General features: G+C 59.5%; 16 protein-coding genes. 11 read left to right on the forward strand and 5 right to left on the reverse strand.

Features of this window, described 5'->3' with window-relative positions; translation table 11 throughout:
• Positions 1-12 precede the first annotated feature (12 nt).
• The 3 genes from secD to tgt all read right to left on the reverse strand — a co-directional run bounded on the left by secD (position 13) and on the right by tgt (position 3219).
• A complete protein-coding gene (gene secD, locus J3U87_RS12915; RefSeq protein ID WP_237383457.1) occupies positions 13-1623 on the reverse strand; it encodes a protein translocase subunit SecD in 1611 nt (536 codons plus the stop codon).
• 76 nt (positions 1624-1699) lie between these two features.
• Positions 1700-2032: a preprotein translocase subunit YajC gene (yajC, locus tag J3U87_RS12920; protein WP_237383458.1), complete on the reverse strand. Its 333-nt coding sequence runs from the start codon at positions 2030-2032 to the stop codon at positions 1700-1702.
• The gene (tgt, locus tag J3U87_RS12925; RefSeq protein ID WP_420038301.1) at positions 2023-3219 is read right to left on the reverse strand and encodes a tRNA guanosine(34) transglycosylase Tgt; all 1197 of its coding nucleotides are present in this window, start codon (positions 3217-3219) and stop codon (positions 2023-2025) included. The genes yajC and tgt overlap by 10 nt, the downstream gene beginning before the upstream one ends.
• A gap of 576 nt (positions 3220-3795) precedes the next feature.
• Between tgt and fliS the strand changes: the two genes are divergently transcribed.
• On the forward strand, positions 3796-4254 hold the full coding sequence (gene fliS, locus J3U87_RS12930; RefSeq protein WP_237383460.1) for a flagellar export chaperone FliS: 459 nt from the start codon (positions 3796-3798) through the stop codon (positions 4252-4254).
• A gap of 88 nt (positions 4255-4342) precedes the next feature.
• On the opposite strand, the gene rffA is transcribed toward fliS, so the two are convergent.
• Entirely contained in the window at positions 4343-5494 is a 1152-nt protein-coding gene (gene rffA / locus J3U87_RS12935) for a dTDP-4-amino-4,6-dideoxygalactose transaminase (RefSeq protein WP_237383461.1), read from the reverse strand.
• Positions 5495-6090: 596 nt separating this feature from the next.
• Here rffA and gspE point away from each other — a divergent pair.
• The 10 genes from gspE (at position 6091) to J3U87_RS12985 (ending at position 18237) form a co-directional block, all read left to right on the forward strand.
• Positions 6091-7878 (forward strand): type II secretion system ATPase GspE, encoded by a 1788-nt coding sequence (gspE, locus tag J3U87_RS12940; protein WP_237383462.1) that lies wholly within the window; start codon positions 6091-6093, stop codon positions 7876-7878.
• A gap of 102 nt (positions 7879-7980) precedes the next feature.
• Positions 7981-9213, forward strand: a complete 1233-nt coding sequence (locus J3U87_RS12945; protein ID WP_237383463.1) for a type II secretion system F family protein — start codon at positions 7981-7983, stop codon at positions 9211-9213.
• Between the two features lie 123 nt (positions 9214-9336).
• Positions 9337-9759, forward strand: coding sequence for a type II secretion system major pseudopilin GspG (gene gspG / locus J3U87_RS12950; protein WP_237383464.1), 423 nt, complete (start codon positions 9337-9339; stop codon positions 9757-9759).
• 195 nt (positions 9760-9954) lie between these two features.
• Positions 9955-10596 carry a prepilin-type N-terminal cleavage/methylation domain-containing protein gene (locus J3U87_RS12955; RefSeq protein ID WP_237383465.1) on the forward strand — a complete coding sequence of 214 codons (642 nt, stop codon included), beginning with the start codon at positions 9955-9957 and terminating at the stop codon, positions 10594-10596.
• Positions 10577-11008 (forward strand): type IV pilus modification PilV family protein, encoded by a 432-nt coding sequence (locus tag J3U87_RS12960; protein ID WP_237383466.1) that lies wholly within the window; start codon positions 10577-10579, stop codon positions 11006-11008. The genes J3U87_RS12955 and J3U87_RS12960 overlap by 20 nt, the downstream gene beginning before the upstream one ends.
• The gene (locus tag J3U87_RS12965) at positions 11005-12090 is read left to right on the forward strand and encodes a PulJ/GspJ family protein (protein WP_237383467.1); all 1086 of its coding nucleotides are present in this window, start codon (positions 11005-11007) and stop codon (positions 12088-12090) included. Before J3U87_RS12960 ends, J3U87_RS12965 begins: the two co-directional genes overlap by 4 nt.
• Positions 12077-13114, forward strand: coding sequence for a type II secretion system minor pseudopilin (locus J3U87_RS12970; protein ID WP_237383468.1), 1038 nt, complete (start codon positions 12077-12079; stop codon positions 13112-13114). The genes J3U87_RS12965 and J3U87_RS12970 overlap by 14 nt, the downstream gene beginning before the upstream one ends.
• A gap of 14 nt (positions 13115-13128) precedes the next feature.
• Positions 13129-14541 (forward strand): PilN domain-containing protein, encoded by a 1413-nt coding sequence (locus J3U87_RS12975; RefSeq protein WP_237383469.1) that lies wholly within the window; start codon positions 13129-13131, stop codon positions 14539-14541.
• A gap of 217 nt (positions 14542-14758) precedes the next feature.
• On the forward strand, positions 14759-15796 hold the full coding sequence (locus J3U87_RS12980; RefSeq protein WP_237383470.1) for a hypothetical protein: 1038 nt from the start codon (positions 14759-14761) through the stop codon (positions 15794-15796).
• 194 nt (positions 15797-15990) lie between these two features.
• Positions 15991-18237: a secretin N-terminal domain-containing protein gene (locus J3U87_RS12985; protein ID WP_237383471.1), complete on the forward strand. Its 2247-nt coding sequence runs from the start codon at positions 15991-15993 to the stop codon at positions 18235-18237.
• A gap of 114 nt (positions 18238-18351) precedes the next feature.
• Here J3U87_RS12985 and J3U87_RS12990 read toward each other — a convergent pair whose 3' ends face one another.
• On the reverse strand, positions 18352-19092 hold the full coding sequence (locus J3U87_RS12990; protein WP_237383472.1) for a hypothetical protein: 741 nt from the start codon (positions 19090-19092) through the stop codon (positions 18352-18354).
• Positions 19093-19187: the final 95 nt, after the last annotated feature.

Genomic DNA, 19187 nt, shown 5'->3' on the forward strand with positions numbered 1-19187 from the left:
ATGCACCTCAACTCAATGGATCTCGGCCGCGGGGCTTTGCTTGCCGAGCGGCCAGATGGATAGTTGGCGCATTCCGGCGTTTGCGTGGAGATGAGCCAGGAAGAAGGTTCTGGAGCAGAACACGGCGGTGAAGATACTGGAGACGATGCCGATCATCAGCATGATGGCGAAACCCTTGATCGGGCCCTCACCCAGCAACAACAGACAGAAGGCCGCGATGAAGGTCGTGATGTTCGCGTCCAGAATGGTGACGAACGCGGTCTTGTAGCCGATGTCGACCGCGTTCTTGACCGAGGAACCCAACCTGAGCTCCTCGCGTATCTTCTCGAACACGAGCACGTTGGCGTCGACCGCCATACCGATCGTCAGAATGAAGCCGGCGATACCCGGTAGCGTCAGGACCGCTTCGAGGAAGGCCAGCATGCCCAGGATGATGATCAGGTTCATGATGAGCGCGATCAGGGCGAAGAAGCCGGCGCGGCGGTAGTAGAACAGGATGAAGATCATGACCATGGCGAAACCGATGCCCGCGGCGGTGGTTCCCTGACGGATGGCGTCGCGACCCAGGGTCGGGCCGATCACGCGTTCTTCCAGGATGCGCACTTCGGCGGGCAGGCTACCGGACTTGATCTTGACGACCATGTCTTCCACCTGCTGCGGCGTGAAGCTGCCGCTGATGACGAACTGATCCTGGAGTTTGTCCTGAATCGTCGGGGCCGAAAGAATCTTGTCGTCCAACACGATCGCCAGACGGTTGTTGATATTGCGCTCCGTGATGGTCCCGAAGGTCTGGCCGCCGGCACGGTCCAGGTTGATGCCGACCGCGGGCAGCCCGTTGCGATCGCGGGTCGGGAAGACCCGAGCGATGTTGTGGGCGGTCAAAATGACGGAATCCAGCATCAGGTAGCTGGGCGCCTCGACCGGTGCGTCGGCCATCGGAAAGACTTTGAAACCGGGCTTGAGGAAAGGGCTCAGCTCGGCCTCGGAGGCTGCACCCTGCTTGGGTACGTTGGGCACCACGAGACGCCACTCGAGCTGACCGGGTTCCTTGACGATGTTGTGAACCCGCGACACGTCGTCGGCACCGGCCAATTCGAGCACGATGCGGTTGGTTCCCACGACCCGGTTGATGTTGGGCTCGGTGACTCCCAACTGGTCGACGCGGTTCTGGATCTTGTAGACCGTCTGCTTGACGGCCTCGTCCTTGACCCGCGACATCTCCTGGTCCTTCAGGCGCAAGGTGAAGCGGCCGTCATTGCCGCTGATCTTCCAAATCTCGCCGTAGTAGTCCTTGATCTTGCCCTTGGCGTCGCCGTCGGTCATCACGACCCCGGTCATGGCGATGCTGCGATCCTTGACGTTGGCGACCGAGCTTTCGACCGTCAGGCCTTCGGCTTCCAAACCGGCCTTGATGGTCCCGGCCTGTTCTTCCATGTACTGGTCGACCGCGTCTTCCACGTCGACCTCGAGCTGCATGAAAATACCGCCCTGAAGGTCCAGACCCAGGTGGATGTTTTCCTTCACGTTTTCAAAAGAGATGTTCCCGTCTTCGCTTGGCGGACGAATCAACAAAAACACGCTTAATAAGATCGAGAGACCCATTATGATCCATCGAAACTTCATGGTTGAACTCCTTGTGAATTCCTCGACCGCGGCTCAATTCCCAGGTGGGAGTTGCCAAGCTCTCGGGATCCTCTACTCATTTGGTATCTCCTTCCGCAGGGGAAGGCTGGAATCCGGTGACGGCGGAGCGAGTGATTTTGATTTTGGTTTTGTCATGAACCTTGAGGACGACCACCTGGCGATCGACCGCTTCGATTTCTCCCCAAATACCGCCGCTGGTGACTACTTTGTCGCCCTTCTTCAGATTGTCCACCAGCTTCTGCTGGTCCTTCTGCTGCTTGATCTGAGGACGAATGATGAGAAAGTAGAAAATGGCGATCATACCCACGAAGGGGAGAATGTTGAACCAGAGAGGAGCCGGTTCGCCCTCTCCCGCCTGAAAAAAGAAATACGCCAGGTTTAACCACATGAGGGTTCCTCCGCGACGCTGGGGTTCGGAGAAGAGGTCGGTGCCCGCTCGGGGGCGTTGACCGTCTCGATGTCCTCGGCGCCGTATGTACTTAGAATGCGGGACTTCAGCTCCGCGAACCGTCCCTCTTGAATCGCGGCCCGCATGGATGCCATCAGGTCTTGATAGTAGGCGAGGTTGTGATACGTCATCAGCACCGACGAGAGGATCTCGTTGGCTTTGAACACGTGATTGAGGTAGGCGCGGCTGAAGTTTTTACAGGTGTAGCAGGAACATGCGGGATCGAGCGCCTTTTCGCTGCGCTTGTTTTCCGCCTTCTTGATGGAAACGGCGCCCTCGCTGGTGAAAGCGTAGCCGTTCCGCGCATTGCGCGTGGGCATGACACAATCGAACATGTCGACTCCCACGCTGACGGCATTGACCAAATCGGCCGGGGTACCGACACCCATCAGGTAGCGCGGCTTCTCGTCGGGAAGCAGCGGTGCCGTATGACGCAAAATGGGATACATCAGATCTTTCGACTCGCCGACGCTCAGGCCGCCGATCGCGAAGCCGTGAAAGGGCTTTTCACAGAGTACGCGTGCGCTTTCCTCGCGCAGGTCCGGGAACATGCCGCCCTGCACGATGCCGAACAACGCCTGCTGGCCGCCCTGAAAGTGATCGAGCGACATGTCGGCCCAGCGATGGGTCAGCCGCATCGAGGCCTCGGTCTGCTCGCGGGTCGAGGGATAGGGCGTGCAGTCGTCGAAGGCCATGACCACGTCCGAGCCCAGCAGGCGCTGGACTTCCATCGACCGTTTGGCGTCCAGCCAGTGCTTGGCCCCGTCGATGTGGGATCGGAAGGTGACGCCATCGTCGGTTCGCTTGGTGAGATCGGCCAGGGAAAAAACTTGGAACCCGCCGCTGTCGGTCAGAATCGGACCGTCCCAGCCCATGAACCGATGGAGCCCACCCAGTTCGGCGATCAACTCCGCGGTCGGCCGCAGCATTAAATGATAGGTGTTGCCCAACACCATGCCGACGCCCGCTTCACGAAGCTGAACGGGCGTCATCCCTTTTACGGTTCCTTGTGTACCCACCGCCATGAACACAGGGGTATCCACCCAGCCGTGGGCAGTGTGAAGGCGTCCCAAGCGGGCGCCGCTTTCGTGATCCTTCTTGGAAATGGCAAACTTGAACAAGGAAATGCTTCCGCGATCAATCAAATATCCTCTATTCGACCGGGGCTTCCTGGGCGTTGGAAAACAATTCGTCAGTGTAAAACCGGCTTGAAAAAGAAGGTTGAAACCACCCGTGTTCGGTCCCTGACCCAAACGGTCGAATAACAAAATCGGAACTATAGCACAGCCGAGCTAAAGGTTGAAGGTCGAATGTCGCCGTTTCCCGACAGACCACCGCCGCAATTCGCGTAAAACATAGGTCAAGACCGGCGTTCCGATCGCCTCGATCGGCATGGGTTCCGGCGACGCGGGGCCGTTTCGGCGGCTCGCCGGCCGAGGCCTCGAAAAACCGCATGAGCCGGGCGATTCGGCACACCGGAAAGGCGCTGCAAAAAAGTCGGTAACACAAACAAATCAAAAACGTTACAAAACCCACTCGAACGACCGCTCGCTGCTTTGACATCGTCAAGCCCGGATGAAGCCCACTGAATTCAGAAAGTTACAGGTTGAACCAAGCTTTCGTTAAAGATCTGCAACCCATGCCCCGATAGACAAGGGTGTAAGGCACGGAGGCCGACAACTAAAGAACACGGAGGCTCTTGAATGCATGCGTACACCGGGAAGGGCAACTATTCGTCCACGTATAGCGCGAATGCGTATCGGACGAATAGCGTCAATACATCCCCCCTACAATTGGTCGTCATGTGTTACGACGGCATGCTTCGATTCATCAAACAGACCCGCGATGCGATTGAAAAGAACAATATCGAAGAAAAGGTCAAATTTTTAAACAAGACGCTCGCGATCATCGACGAGCTTCAGGGAAGCTTGGATTTCAAGCGCGGCGGCGATGTCGCCCGCAATCTCGACCGGGTCTACACCTATTTTGCCAACCAACTCATGAAGGTCGGCATGCGCAACGACTTAAAAATACTGGCTCACGTAGAGAAACTGATCGGCGAACTGCGCAGTGCCTGGGCGAAAATCGCCAACGACGCCGACAACCAGGGCGCTCCCCAGACCCCCAAATTCAGCAGTTCCAATTTTACCATGACCGGTTAGCACGCAGCCTCCATCCCCGTTCCTTCCCTCGAGGGAAGGAACGGGGTTTTTTATTTTTGGAGGCCCTTCAGAGATTGGAAAAACGAAATCAGCGGTCGCGATAAAAATCGTACATGCCTTCCAGGACGCGGTTCTGTTCGGCTTCGCTGATTTCGTAGTACATCGGCAGGCGCAGAAGCCGATCGGCGACGTCCTCGGTGACCGTCAACGGATAGGGCGTCTTGCCGAACTTGAGCCCCGCCGGTGAATTGTGCAGCGGCACGTAGTGAAACACCGCGTGAATGTTGCGCGCCTTCAAAAAGGAGATCAGTTCGCTGCGCTCGGCCAGGCTGCGGCAGAGCACCGCGTACATGTGGTGGTTGGGGCGATTGTGACCCAAGTAGATCGGCCGGCGCAGCTTACCCTGGCGCTCCAGGTCGGTCAGGCCGTTCTCGTAGACCAAATAAGCTTTGCCGCGCTTGCGCGTGACATCCTCCAGCAATTCAAGCTGGGCGTACAGAAAGGCCATCTGCAATTCCGACGGCAGATAGGAAGAACCGATCTCCATCCAAGTGTATTTATCGACCTGGCCGCGGAAGAACTGGCTGCGGTTGGTGCCCTTTTCCTGAACGATTTCGGCGCGCTCCTGCAGTTCGGCCCGGTTGATGACCAGCGCGCCACCCTCGCCGCACATGATGTTCTTGGTTTCGTGAAACGAGAAGCACGCCATATCTCCCATGCTTCCCAAATGTCGATTGCGATCGTAGGCACCCACGCCCTGAGCGGCATCTTCGACCACGGAGAGACCGTGCTCGGCGGCGAGACCGCACACGGCTTCCATGTCGCAATTCTGGCCGGCGTAGTGAACGGGCATGATGGCCTTGGTTTTGGGCGTGATACATCGATCCAGCAATCGTTCGTCGAGGTTGAAGGTGTCCTCGCGAATGTCGCAGAACACCGGGATCCCGCCCCGCAACACCACCGCATTCGCCGTGGACACGAACGTGAAGGACGGCAGCACCACCTCGTCGCCGGGCTGGATATCCAAAATCAGCAACGCCATTTCGAGTGCCGCGGTGCAGGAGGGCGTCATGATCACGGGCGCCCCGCCGACCAGGTTGGACAGAAACTCGGAGCAGGCCCGCGTGTAGTGACCGTTTCCGCTGATATGGCCGTTGAGCACGCTTTGCGCGATGTTGTAGAGCTCCTTACCCACGATGAACGGCTTGTTGAAGGGGATTTGGGGAAAGGCTTGCGACATGGGAGTTCCTTTCGTGGCGTGACCGCGAATGGAGATTCACGAGCACACATGGTGCCGATGACGGGTTGAAACCGGTGCTCTTATTCTAGCCGGAGAGGCCCCAACTGTCAGGCACCGATCACTTCGCGTGCCCGACCCGAGAAGTGCCGTCACTCATGCCGAAAGAGTGCGTTATTTTTTTCGACCTGCCGTCGGCTTGGCTCGTCACAACCCATGAGCCGAATGCGATGTCACCCGAATCGTGGGATTCTCGGACGCCCCACCAGGCGTTGCAGGTCACCCGAATCGCACATCTCGGGTTCTTGGGTTTCGGTACCCGCAAACCTGGACCCGTCCTCGAAACCCTCCGGACTCCGCGCCCCTCGCGACCCCGAATGCCGCCTTCCCCCATCACGAATGTGCGTCCGGAGATTCCCGGCGACACCGATCTTGCCCCGATTTCACCGCAGCCCGGGCTGACGATCCATTCGTTCGGGCAGGCAATCCGGACCCGGAGTGCCGGTGAGATTTCCCACGCCCCCCGCACGACGCGAAAAAACAACCCGGTTGGCTTATGCTAAACTACCTCCCGGAATTTTGTGCCCGAGGTCTGAAACTTGACTCATGAAGAATCCACCCTCCAAGAAGCGCCCCAACCCGAATCCGCCGAACAAGAGACTCCGGAAGTCGTGGAGCGACCCACCATTCGCATCGGTCGCAAGCGGTTCGGCCAATATTGCCTCGAACGGAACCGCATATCGGCGAAAGACCTGGATCGAGCCCTGGCGCTGCAAGAGGAATCCAACACCAAGATCGGCAAGATCCTGGTCGACATGGGCTTTCTCACCGAGCGCGATTGCTGCCAGATCCTCTGCGAGCAATTGGGTTACACCTTTTTAGACCCGGAACAGTACCCCGAGAACGTGCCTGACATCCTCGAAAAGATCCCGGTCAAATTCCTGATCGTCAACACCATTCTCCCGCTGGCGCTGGACGAAGAGGACAACGTTCTGAAGATTGCCGTGGAGGACCCCAACAATCTGGTCCCGCTGAACGGCCTGCGCGAACTCTCCGGCTTCGAACTCGACATCGTCATGTCCACGCCCACGGATATTCAGGATGCGCTGGAGCGCTACTACGGCGAGGGCATCAGCCAATTGGACAAGATCGTCGACGACGTCGACGAGATGAACGAAAATTACGACGACGTCGAGCACCTGAAGGATCTCGCCTCGGAAGCGCCCGTCATCCGCCTGGTCAACCTGGTCATTTCCCGTGCGGTGGAGCAGCGCGCCAGTGACATTCACATCGAGCCCTTCGAAAAGTCGCTCAAGGTCCGTTACCGCATCGACGGCGTCCTGAAAGAGATTGAATCGCCACCGCGGGCCCTGGCTCCCGCCGTGATTTCGCGGATCAAGATCATCTCCAAACTGGACATCGCCGAAAAGCGGATTCCCCAGGACGGCCGCCTGAAAATGCGGGTGCTGGGCAAGGAGATCGACTTTCGTGTCTCCACCGTGCCGACGCTCCACGGGGAATCCGTCGTGCTTCGCCTGCTGGACAAGGAATCGGTGGCGTTGATCGAGCTGGCCCGACTGGGGATGCCGGCCTATGTGGAGAAGGACTTCCGAGATCTCTCGGCGAACCCCCACGGAATCGTCCTGGTATCGGGACCCACCGGCTCCGGTAAGACCACGACCCTCTACGCCTGCCTGAACATGCTGAACGATTCGAAGAAGAAGATCCTCACCGTCGAGAACCCGGTGGAATACCAGCTCGAGGGCATCAACCAGATCCACGTGAACGACAAGGTGGGGCTGACCTTCGCCTCCGGATTGCGCACCATGATGCGCCAGGATCCGGACATCATCATGGTCGGCGAGATCCGCGACGCGGAAACCGCGGAAGTCTCCATCCAGGCCAGCCTGACCGGACACATGGTGTTTTCGACCATTCACACCAACGACGCCACCGGCGCCGTCAACCGCTTGCTGGACATGGGCATCGAGGATTACCTGCTGACCTCCACGCTTCTGTGCGTCCTGGGCCAGCGCCTGGTCCGCGTCATTTGCGACGGGTGCAAGGAAGGCTACCTGCCGGACATGGGTTTCCACAAACACATCATCAAATTGGTCGACGATCCCACATCGGTCCACTTCTACCGGGGCACCGGTTGTAAAGCCTGTGGGCAGACGGGATACACGGGTCGCCTGGGGATCTACGAGTTGTTCAAGCTCGACGACGAGGTCCGCCACCTGATCATGTCCAAGCCCGACACCGCCCAGTTACGGGCCCTCGCGCGCAAGAAGGGCATGCGCCTCCTGCGTGAAGACGGCTGGCACAAGGTACTCAAAGGCGTCACTTCCGTGGAGGAGTTGTTCCGTGTAACCCAGGAATCACTCTAAGATCGGAAGCCCAATCACCCCCCGTGAGGGCGGTTTCGGTCCCAAGGGCCGAATTCCGCCGTCAGGATCGCGCGCATCAGCCAATTCACCGAAGGAACGTCCATGGCAACCTTTTATTACAAGGCCACCAATACGAGCGGCAAACTGGAAACCGGGCAACTGGAGGCCGGCGGCAAGGCCCAGGCCCTCGCCCAGTTGGAGCGGAAGGGACTTTTCCCGCTTTCGGTCACCGACAAGCAGAACAAGTCCACCGAGTTCAATCTTCAGAGCTTCAAGGTCGAAGACCTGTTGCCGATCAACCGCATCAGCGGCAAGGACGTGCTCGACTTCACCGACAAATTGGCGACGCTGTTGAAATCCGGGCTGCCGCTCGCGAAAGCGCTGGCCCTGCTGATCGACACCACCTCCAAGGAGCCGCTGCAGGACGTCATTCGCGAAGTGTTGAAGGACGTCAAGGCCGGTAACAGCTTCGCCGACAGCCTGGCCAAGCACGAAAAGGTCTTCGAACGCCTTTACGTGAACATGGTGCGCACCGGAGAGGCGGCCGGCGTCTTGGATCAGGTCCTCGAAAACGTGCGCAATTACCTCGAGGCCCGGCAAAACATGCGTTCCTACCTGGTTTCGGCCATGATCTATCCCTCGATCCTGGCCTTCACCGGCGCCGGCACGGTTGCGGTCCTGGTCTTCTTCGTCCTGCCCCGGTTCCAACAGGTCTTCGATCAGGTCGGCCAGGAGCTGCCGTTCATCACCCGGCTCATGGTCGACGCCACCACCTTCCTCTCCGATTACAAATGGATCATCCTGGTGCTGTCGCTCGCGGCCTGGTTCGGTTTCCGGCATTGGAAGAACTCCCCCGAAGGCGCCCTTCAGTGGGATGTGTTCAAGTTGAAGATGCCGGTACTGGGCAACATCTTCACCCAGATCGAAGTCAACCGCTTCTCCAATACGCTGGGGATCCTGCTCAACAGCTCGGTATCCCTGCTCGACGCCATGTCCATTGCCAAGGAGATCGCCAACAACCGGGTGTTCCAGAGAGCCATGGACCCGATCATCAAGGGCATCAAGAAGGGCGACGGTATGAGCGGGCCCATGACCCACACCGGCGTGTTCCCCAAAATGGCGGTTCAATTGGTCACGGTCGGGGAAGAAACCGGAACCCTGGGCGACATGTTCATCAAGATCGCCGGAATCTACCAGTCCAGCCTGGAAAAATCGATCAAGCGGTTGCTCGCGATGTTCGAGCCCGTGATGATCCTGGTCATGTTCGTGGTGGTCGGCATGATCGTCGCCGCGATGCTGATGGCGGTCACCAGCCTCAGTACGACCAGCATCTAGGCCGGCGCCCGCGAGGCGGCCGGATCGCCGGATCGCCGGACCGGAAAATCTTCGCCGTAAATTCGGCCCTCCGAACCCGATTGACGTCTAAAACCCAAAAAGCCCCTCAGTAAGGAGAAACCCATGAACCTCACGAGAAAAAGAAGAGCTTTTACCCTCGTGGAAATGATGGCGGTCGTCGTCATCATCGGTATCTTGGCAGCGGTCATCGCCCCCAAATTCTTTGGTCAGGTCACCTCCGCGCAGCGGCGAGCCGCCGAAGCCGACATCAAAACCCTCAAACAACAGATCACCCTGTTCCGGTTCGATCACAACCGGTTCCCCGAAGGCCTTGAAGACCTGGCGAAGGAACCCGACAACGTGAAGAACTGGAAACCCTACATCGAGCGCAAGGCCCTGCGCGATCCCTGGGGCAATCCCTACGAATACCGCACCCCCGGTGACGAAAGCCGGGAATTCGACATCTGGTCCCTGGGCGCCGACGGCAAGGAAGGCGGCGAAGGCGACGATGCCGATATCAAGAGCTGGGAAGACGAAGACTTCTGAGGCACCCATCGCCTAGCGCGTCACGCCGGGGCTCGGCTCACCGGCGATCGATCGGTTTCGTCGGGTCCAACCCCCGACGGGTGCCGGATGCTCCGCCGCGAATCACGACCCGGGTCCCCTCGTAACGAACCGCCCGTCTCCCCCCATCTCGCTCTCCAAACTCCGAACCGCTCCTGCACTCGAAGGAACCGCGCCATGAACAGCCCGCGCCATCACCGCCATTCGGCATTCACACTCCTGGAAATCATCGTGGTCGTCACCTTGATGATGGTCCTGCTGGGCGTGTCCGTGGTGGTCGTGACCAGCAACCAGGACAACGTGCTGATCAAGGACGACGGCGCCCGCATGATCGCCTACCTTCGCAACGCCTGGGACCACACCCGCGCCACCGGCGCACCGCTGGTGCTGCGTCCCAACTACGAAAAGGGGAGCCTGACCTATTACGACCCGCTTTCGGGCCAGACCAAGAAGGCCGAACTCGCCGGCGATCACAGGATCATCGGCATTCGCATCAACGATCGCATGTACAGCGCCACCACCGGCGGCATGAATCCGGGTGACGTCGAAGCCGAGGAAGACGAAGAACTGGAATCGGTGGCGTCCATGGAAGACGAATTCGCCCTCTACCTTTCCGAGGGGCGCGGTATGGCGCGCATTTCGGTGATCTTCGCCGCGGAGGACGAAGATCAAGAGGGCTACGACCAATATCGCCACATCGTCATGGCCTCGCTCAACCTGATCACGGGCAAGGGCAACGTGAAGGACCTCGAGCGCGAAGATCTGGACCAGCTTTTCGAAATCTCACTGGAGGCGGAACTTGACGAAGAACTCTTGTAAACCCCGCCCCCAGCTCGCCGCCAAACCCGGTTTCACCCTGCTGGAAGCCATGGCCGCGTTGGCGATCCTGTCCATCGGTCTGGTCGTCCTGATTCGCTCGCAGACCGAATCGATTTCCAGCGTGCACCGCATCCAACGTTACGAACGCGGGGTCTACATCACCGAGAACAACCTGCACTGGACCTTTCTCGACCTCAACGAGGCGGAATCCTGGGAGGAGTACCGCGACGTCTCCGGCGAGGACGGCGAATACCTCTGGCGGGTGGTCATCGATCCGGTGGACATGGATACGGAAGTGGATGCGAGAGTCGTGATGCTGCGCGTCGTCGCCACCACGACCTGGCCGGAGGGCCAGATCGACCGCGAATACCATCTGGAAACCTGGTACCTGTGGAGCGAGGAAAACCAATGACGCCGCACACAAATACCGCTCCCAGGGCATCCGGGCGTCCGGCCGGTTTCACCCTGCTCGAAATGATCGTGACCGTCCTGTTGGGTGCCTTCATCGTGCTGATCGTGGCCGGAACGCTGCAGAACACCATTCGCGCCTGGACCACGGTACAGGAGCGCGTCAGCGAAAACTACAATCACCGCATGGTATTGGACCTGATTCGGCGTCAGACGTCTTCGCTGTTCTTCCGCGCCGACGCCGATCAACTCAACCGCCAGCGCGGGGTGAATCCCAACCGACGCGTCAATCGCCGCGACAACCAGCGACGCGGCAACAATCGCCAGCCGCAGCCGCCCACCCCCACGCCGGCACAGGGTTACCAACTGCCCGAGGGTTCCCATTTCTTTCTGGGAACCCCACAGGAGCTCAATTTTCTTTCCACCGTCTCTTTTTTGTCCGACTTTCCCGGACAAGTGGCCGTCCGATACTACGTGGTTCAAGGAGAGCCGGGCGAGGACGAAGACTGGGACACCCTGCCCAGCTCCCGCACCCAAGGGTCCGGCGGCGGTGCCTTCGGCGACCCCACCCCGGTCGATCCGGGCAGCGGCTTCATTCCCGATTTTCCGCCGCCGCTGGAAGGCAATCTCTACCTGTTCCTGGAAGAAACCAACCTTTTTTTGAGTCAGACGCAAATGCAGAACAGCGAAGACCCGACCCTGATCAACGATCCCAACATGCAGCCGGTTCAACCCCAGCCGGGCACCGGTGACGGGAACCTGTCGGGCGAGGGCGAAGACGGCACCAAGGTCATGGGTCGCAGCAGCATGCGCCTGATCGGCCCCCTGCGGGCCTTCACGCTGCGCTACCGCCGCCCCCTGGCCCGCGGCGCACAGGAAATGGACACCGAAGAAGATTGGGCCGAATACTGGGATCTGACCATGGAGGGCCGCTACCCTTCGGCGGTCGAGTTCATCTTTTTCTACGAAGAGCCAGGAATCACCGACGACATTCCCACCGAGGAGTTGCCCGGCATCCGCATGGTCCTGCCGGTCTACGACACCAACAATCTGATTCGCGGAGGTGGCACGCGTGTTCCGTTCTAATCACCGTGCCCTGCCTCGAGCCCTGCCGAGGGCCCTGCCCAGTGCCCTGCCCAACTCGGCCGAACGCGGAAACATCCTGATCTCGGTGCTCTGGATCATCGTGATCATGTCGATTCTGGTGCTGGGGCTGAACTACGAAGCCCGCAGCGATATCGAACGCACCATTCTGTTCCGCGACCGCGCCCGTGCCTATTGGCTGGCCCGCGGTGCGGTGGAACGCGTGAAATACGATTACGCCCTGTCGAAAACCCGCGCGGAAGAGGAATTCCAGCAGAAGTCGAAATACCGCTACGAGTTCAACGAGGGCTACGCCGTCTGCGAACTTCTCAGCCACACCAGCCTGATGTCGATCAACAGCACCAACCGCGAGCAGTGGAACCAACTGTTGAGTTACATGGAGATCGAGGAACAGGAACGCGAGTTGATCATCGACGCCATCTTCGACTGGCGCGACGAGGACGAAATGGAGCGGCTGAACGGCGCCGAGCTGGACTACTACCAGGGCCTCAACCCGCCCTACTTCCCCAGAAACGGCCCCTTCCACAGCGTGGAGGAGCTGCTGCTGGTGCGCGACATCACCGAGGACATGTTCTACGGCAGGCCGGGCGGCAAACCGGGTCTCAAGGACCTGCTGGTGGCCAATGGCCCCAACGTCAGCAAATTCGACATCAACACCGCCCCCGAGGGCGTCTTGATGGCCTTTCTCGATCTCGACAAGGCCCAGGCCCAATCGATCATGCTCGCCCGCGAAGAGCGTCGCTTCGAGAACGTCATGGAAGCGGGCGAGATCCTCCAACTGGAGGCCAACGAAAAATTGAGTAAGTTTTTTACCGTTTATCAGGGAACACAGTTTACGATCCGGGCGACGGGGTACATTTACGATTCGGTCGCGCGCTACACGGTCGAAGACGAAGTGCGCTACACCGGTGGGGGTCAATTGTTCACCAATCTCTCCCACAAAGATTTCACGCTCAAACACGTGAGCGAGACACCCAACCCGGACCGTTCAGACGGGGATCGCTGAAGGGGAGCTAGACCATGGCACAAACAGGAAAATTGAAATTGGAATTGAACCTTCGCTCCAAGGGATGGGGCCTGTCGTTCGACCAGGACCGGCTCCACGTGACGGCGATTCAGAACAAGCTGAACCAGATCCGCTTCACCGGAAACGAGACGATCGAAGGCTACGAGGAAAAGAAAGAAGAGGAAATGCTGGAATTCCTGGAGGATTTCCAGGCCAAGTTCCACGTCAAGCGCGCCGACGCCTATTTGGTCATTCCGCGTTACCAGGCGAGTGTCCAGATCGTCGACTTCCCGTTGGAAGCCAAGGACAATCTCGAAGAAGTCATGGAATACCAGCTCGGAAACTATTTCCCTGGCGATTTGGAACCCTGGGAGTTCTTTCCACAGATCCTTTCGAAAACCGATCAATTGCGGGTCATGATCGTCGCCGTCAAGAAGGAGCACCTGGGTCACGCCTTCGGTTTCATCCGCCGGTGGAACCTCAAATTGGCCGGCGTCACCCTGGACACCTTGGCCATCGTCAACGCTTTGGGCCGTACGGAAGGCGAACGCCACGGTCAATTGCGCACCATGCTGCTGAACTTCCACAAGAACGGTATGGAAATGGCCGCGATCAACCAGGGCCGCCTGGTTTCCAGCATGTATTTCCTATACCCGCCGGAAGAGAAACCCCAGGCGCTGATGCGCCATCTCGAAAACGGATTCGCCATTTCCCGCATCGATCCCAACGACTTCGATCAGTTCATCTGGTCCGGAACCGCCCCGGAACCGCTCGCCGAGTTTCTGACCGGCGAGCTGAACCTGCCGCGCGACGTCTGGGTCGATGCCGCCGGTGATCCCGTGTCCCCGACCGCCATGAGCAGTTTCGGCGCGGCGGTGACGGGCGTGTTGGACAAGCCGTCCCTGGGCCTCAACATGCTGCCCGAGAAGCTGCGCAAACGCCACAAGCGCCTGCCGGTCATTTTGGGAACGGTCGCCCTGATCCTCGCCGGTATCATTTTCCTGGGCCTGGAAATCAAGGAATACTCGGGCCTGGTCCGCGAGAACAACCGCGCCCAAGTACGGCTGGAAGACATCCAAGGCCGCATGAACGAGCTTTCCGAGGCGCGCTTTCGCTACGACACCGTCAAAGAGGAGTCGGATCTGTTCCTGCGCTACCAGACGCCCTACCTGCTCAGCAAGCTGCTGTTCAACCTCAGCCAGGACCTGCCCGACGACACCTACCTCATCAGCCTCCAAATCCGGCGCGGCACCGAGTTGAAGATTCAGGGCGAATCGGGCAGTCCCTACGACGTGGAGCGCATTCTGGACGGCATCCCGTTCATCGACGACGTGAAGAGCGGCAACGCCATCACCTCGGGTCGCAACAGCGACGACAAGAAAAAGTTCATGATCAACGCCAAGATCAAACTGGAGGGCCTGCGATGAAGGCCCAACACCCGCGAACGACGCCTCGTCCCGGCATCGCAGCCGTTTCCGGCTTGAGTCGGACGCGCCGCAGTGCTACCTTTTTTGATTTTGCCGCGCGTGTGCCGGATGAAGCGCCTTGGAAGCGCGTCGATGCCCCGCAAGTTCGTCTCGTCCCCCCAACGAAGTACCACAACGGGCGTTCCGGTAAACCACGCTTCGCCCTGGAGGCCACCCCTTGAAGAAGTTCAACCGTCGAGAGAAAACCATTCTGCGGATGATGTTTTTCGTCATCGTCATTTGGGGTGTGTTGGAGCTTCACGAGCTTTACATCGCCAAGAAACAGAATCTCCGGGACGAGATCGACACGGCCAACGAACAGATCATCACCTATTTGGGCAAACTCGAGGGGGAATCTCCGGACGGCTATCTGAAACGGGCCGAAAGGTTGGAGAAAAACCTGAAAAACGCGCGCGACCGCATCATTCTCCTGCCCGACGAAGACAAGGCCACCCGCATCACCCGCGAGAGCATCACCAAAAAGGCCGAAGCCGCGGGCGTGACGTTGCCCTCCATCAGCGTGCGCCGCACCGAGGAAGTCAACGAGGACAGCCCCCTGAAGGAGATTCGCATCTACTTCGCCTTCGACGCGGAACTGGACGAGTTGCTGACCTTTTTCGAGTCCTTCGAAAACGAACCCTACTACATGGTCATCGACACCCTCAGCATCACCGCTCGCCGCAACTACCGCAAGCGGGGCCGCAACCGAAAGGGTACGAACCGCAAACCGCGCAAGGCCCTCAACGGCAACGCCGTCATCTCCAGCCTGTTCCAGGAAGATGCCGAGGGTCGCGAAGAAGATTACCGCTCACGCATCATCCTGTCGCCCAAAAAGGCCGCCAACTCGGAAGAGGAAGCACCCGATGCGCCCAAGGACACCTCCCCGGGCAAGACCTCGACCGGCCTCGCCCGCGCAGCGGACGACGCGGGTGAGGAAAACGATTTCATCGACGACGGCTCCGGCGACGACGCGCGCCCCAACCTCGGCGAGAAGCGTCCCGACACGCGTGGGCTCCCCCCTTCGGAAGACGCCGACGAGACCGGCTCGGCCGCGGTCCCCGTGAAACCCGTCAAACTCAAACCGGACGCTCGGCCTTTGACCGAAACCAGGTCGCCGAAGCGCCAAACCCGCAAATCTCACGGCTCGAACGGCCAACGCGATCCCGCTCCCAAGCCGAAGCGCCGTCCCAAACGGAGCCCCTCCGATACCTTCTAGGGAGGGTCGCGATTTGGCGAAGGCGGGATCGGCGACGACGAGGCCCGCGCTTCGACGGCTCGCGCCGACCCCCTCGCTCCCAATCACCCGAATCCCTATAAGCCCATCCCAATGAACGCCCTAAAGCACCAAGTCCCCAACACCCCAACGACAGATGTCACCCATACGTGAAGTATCAAGAGGTAGTCTTTCTCATGGATAAAGCGAAGTTGTTCCGCAACCGATACATTGTGCCGGCCCTGGTTTGCCTGGCGCTCATTACGGCCGGCTGTCAAAAGAAGCAGGATTTGATCGAAAAAGCTTTCGCCGGGAAAACGTTCGACAATCGACTCGATAGAGATGTGAACCAAACCGACGCGGAACAACCCGAAGTGGAAGACGATACCGACTCCAAGACCTCCGTCGAAGTCCTGGTCGACAACCTGAAGGAGCCGGCCGGCAGCTCGGTCTACCTCAAGACCGGCGACGAAACGCCGCCCGAAAAGCCGCTGTTCGAACACGATCCGGAAGCACCGGCCATCAAGCTGGAGGAAGCGCAGCTCTACGACCTGATCGATATCCTCTGCCAGCAGCTCCACACCAATTACATCATCGACCCCAGCGTGAAGGACCAGACCATCACGATCGGCATGGTCGAGGGCGACACCAAGATGAAGACCAGCGAGCTGTTCGACCTGCTGCTGAAGCTTCACGACCTGACCATGGTTCGCCGCGACAACTTCCTGTTCATCGTGCCGATCGCCTCGCCCGACGTGAACCCGGGCCTGGAGCTGCTGTTCGGCAGCCGTCCCAACCCCAACCTGCGCCGCGAGGAACTGGCGATTCAGATCATTCCGCTCAAGTACATCAAGCCCAGCGAAATGGCGACGATCCTCAAGGATTTCATGAGTCCCTCGGCGCGCGTTCTGGAAGAGCCGCGCAACAACCTGCTGGTGCTGATCGACAAATACCAGTACATCGCCAAGATCATGGAACTGATCCCCACCTTCGACGTGGACGTGCTCCAGAACAAGCGCCTCAGCTTCTACGAGCTGGCCCACGTGGACGCGGTGGAGACCGCCGAGAAGATGAAAGAGATCCTGGCCGTCTACGGCTACGACGAAGAGAACGAGCGACTCTCGATGATTCCCATCGAGACGCTGAACGGCATTTTGGTGGTCGCCAACTCCGGCGAGATCTTCAAGGAGCTGGACTACTGGGTCAAGAAATTCGACCAGGAAGCGCAATACGAAGAGGAAAGTGTCTTCGTCTACCACGTGGAATACACCACCGCCGACAGCATCGCCTCCAGCCTGAGCCAACTCTTCGGCTTTCAGACGGCCTTCGGCGGCTCCGGCCGCGCCGCCTCGCCGATCTCCCAGCGACGCACCACCAACCCGGGTCGCGATCCCAGCGATCTCAACAACCGCTCCGGCCGCACCAACAACCGCGACAACCGGACCGACCGCAACAACCCGGACCCCAACCGGGGACTCGCCCAGAACACCAACCTCCAGAACCGCGGCAACATCCAGCAGGGCGAAGGGCCCGTCATGATCGTCGACATCGACAACAACTCGCTGATCTTCCAGACCACCCCGCGCGAATACGCCCGGGTGCTCAAGACGGTCCGCAAGCTGGACATCCTGCCCCGTCAGGTGTTCCTGGAGGTCACGGTACTCAGCGTCGAACTCAACGACACCTTCCGATTGGGCATCAACTGGTCGGGTGAAGACAACGAGGGCGGCCGTCACGACGTGGATGCCGGCTTCGGCGCGGTGGCGACCGGCCTCAGCAGCAGCGGCTTCTCGACGGTCTACTCCTATTCGGGTGCGACCGCATCGATCAAGGCCTCGCTCGACGCGGCCAAAACCAAGGGCTACGCCAACGTGCTGCAGCAGCCCCACATCATGGCCATCGACAACCAGCCGGCCAACATCTCGGTCGGTACCGACGTACCCATCGCCACCACGACGACCAACATCAACTCGGTCGGTACGGGCAACGCCACCACGCCGGCCTCCTCTTCGACGATCCAGTACCGCGAGACCGGTGTCAGCCTGGGCTTCACCCCGCACATCAACGCCAACGGCGTGATTCGCCTGGAAATCTCGCTGGACATCTCGTCCGCGGGCGCCCAGGACTCCTCCGCCGAAGCGGTTCCCATCAGCCAGAACACGCTCGAAACCGAAATGATCGTGCGCGACGGGCAGACGATCGTCATGGGCGGCCTGATTTTCGACCAGGAAGATTGGGGCAAGGATTCGGTCCCCCTGCTGGACCGCATTCCGCTTCTGCGCCACCTGGTCACCAAACGCCGCAACACCAAGGCCCAAAGCGAATTGATCGTCATGATCACCCCGCGCCTGATCGATTCCGAGGAAAAGTCGATCGAGATCTCCAAGGAGTTCAAGGACAAGATCCTCAACGAATTCAAGAACTTCAAGCGCAGCAAATACTGAGGAAACGGCCGCCCTCGGCGGCTCGAGCCCACCGTTCGAACAAAAAAAGCGACCGACCCTCCCGGGGTTTCGGTCGCTTTTTTGTTAGGGACGCCCGCTCGAAGCGGGCGCACGTCACGATTTGATTCCCATCGTCTGGGGCAGGTTCCTGCCCAAGTCGCTGACCCCGTTCAGCATCCGGTACAGACCACGGCTGCGCGGGGGTCGTCGCAGGAACAGCGAGCGATCGGTGACGCGATCACCCCGATTGCCGAAACACTGGCTCTTGCAGTAGAAGGTGCCCGCCATGACCTTGGTGGCCACGCCTTCCATGACGGTCGAGATCGTCGAGGCGACGAGCGCCAGCAGCGATTCCGCCGCCGCCAGGGGCACCGTGAACGCTTCCGGCTCGTCGGCGCTTTCGGTTTCCTGGAGAATCAACAGCACCGCGTAGAAGATGTGGTTGTTCAACTCCTGCTGGACCGCCCGGCGATGCTCCGGCTCGCGCCAGAACGGTGCGTGAAGCACCCCGCCCAGAGAGCCGATGTCCTGGGCCCGAATGCGGTTTTCCAAATACGCCAGCAGGGCCACGCCGCTCTCAGGGGAAGACATCACGTGCCGCTCGAGTAGTTGGACCGCGCGTTTGGCCAAACGACGGTAGGCCTCGGTGATTTCCTCGCGCCGCGAATTGCGGGCTTGCTGCTCTTCCTGCTTGCGCACCTGATAGGCTTTTTCCACTTGGGCCAGGAAAAACAGGGGTTCCCGGTCGAACAGCAGCTCACACAACAGCCGCGCACCCGGCGAGTCGTTCTTGACGAGCCGTTCCAAAAGCTCTCGGGTATTGCGGGGTCGGTAATGTTCGATGGACCGACACATGAACGTGCCCATTTTCCTGAAATAACCGACGGCGTCTTTTTGGTAGGCCGCGGGAACCTTCTGTGCGACCGCCCTGCGAACACTCGATTTCAAAT

It is taken from the genome of Sulfidibacter corallicola (assembly GCF_017498545.1).
Lineage (GTDB): Bacteria > Acidobacteriota > Holophagae > Acanthopleuribacterales > Acanthopleuribacteraceae > Sulfidibacter > Sulfidibacter corallicola.

What these genes read in the sequence shown, in the direction of transcription:
- J3U87_RS12985 (WP_237383471.1), top strand. Translation starts at nt 15,991, where the DNA reads ATGGATAAAGCGAAGTTGTTCCGCAACCGATACATTGTGCCGGCCCTG.
- rffA (WP_237383461.1), bottom strand. Translation starts at nt 5,494, where the DNA reads ATGTCGCAAGCCTTTCCCCAAATCCCCTTCAACAAGCCGTTCATCGTG.
- fliS (WP_237383460.1), top strand. Translation starts at nt 3,796, where the DNA reads ATGCATGCGTACACCGGGAAGGGCAACTATTCGTCCACGTATAGCGCG.
- J3U87_RS12975 (WP_237383469.1), top strand. Translation starts at nt 13,129, where the DNA reads ATGGCACAAACAGGAAAATTGAAATTGGAATTGAACCTTCGCTCCAAG.
- J3U87_RS12945 (WP_237383463.1), top strand. Translation starts at nt 7,981, where the DNA reads ATGGCAACCTTTTATTACAAGGCCACCAATACGAGCGGCAAACTGGAA.
- J3U87_RS12990 (WP_237383472.1), bottom strand. Translation starts at nt 19,092, where the DNA reads ATGTGTCGGTCCATCGAACATTACCGACCCCGCAATACCCGAGAGCTT.
- secD (WP_237383457.1), bottom strand. Translation starts at nt 1,623, where the DNA reads ATGAAGTTTCGATGGATCATAATGGGTCTCTCGATCTTATTAAGCGTG.
- gspG (WP_237383464.1), top strand. Translation starts at nt 9,337, where the DNA reads ATGAACCTCACGAGAAAAAGAAGAGCTTTTACCCTCGTGGAAATGATG.
- yajC (WP_237383458.1), bottom strand. Translation starts at nt 2,032, where the DNA reads ATGTGGTTAAACCTGGCGTATTTCTTTTTTCAGGCGGGAGAGGGCGAA.
- J3U87_RS12965 (WP_237383467.1), top strand. Translation starts at nt 11,005, where the DNA reads ATGACGCCGCACACAAATACCGCTCCCAGGGCATCCGGGCGTCCGGCC.
- J3U87_RS12955 (WP_237383465.1), top strand. Translation starts at nt 9,955, where the DNA reads ATGAACAGCCCGCGCCATCACCGCCATTCGGCATTCACACTCCTGGAA.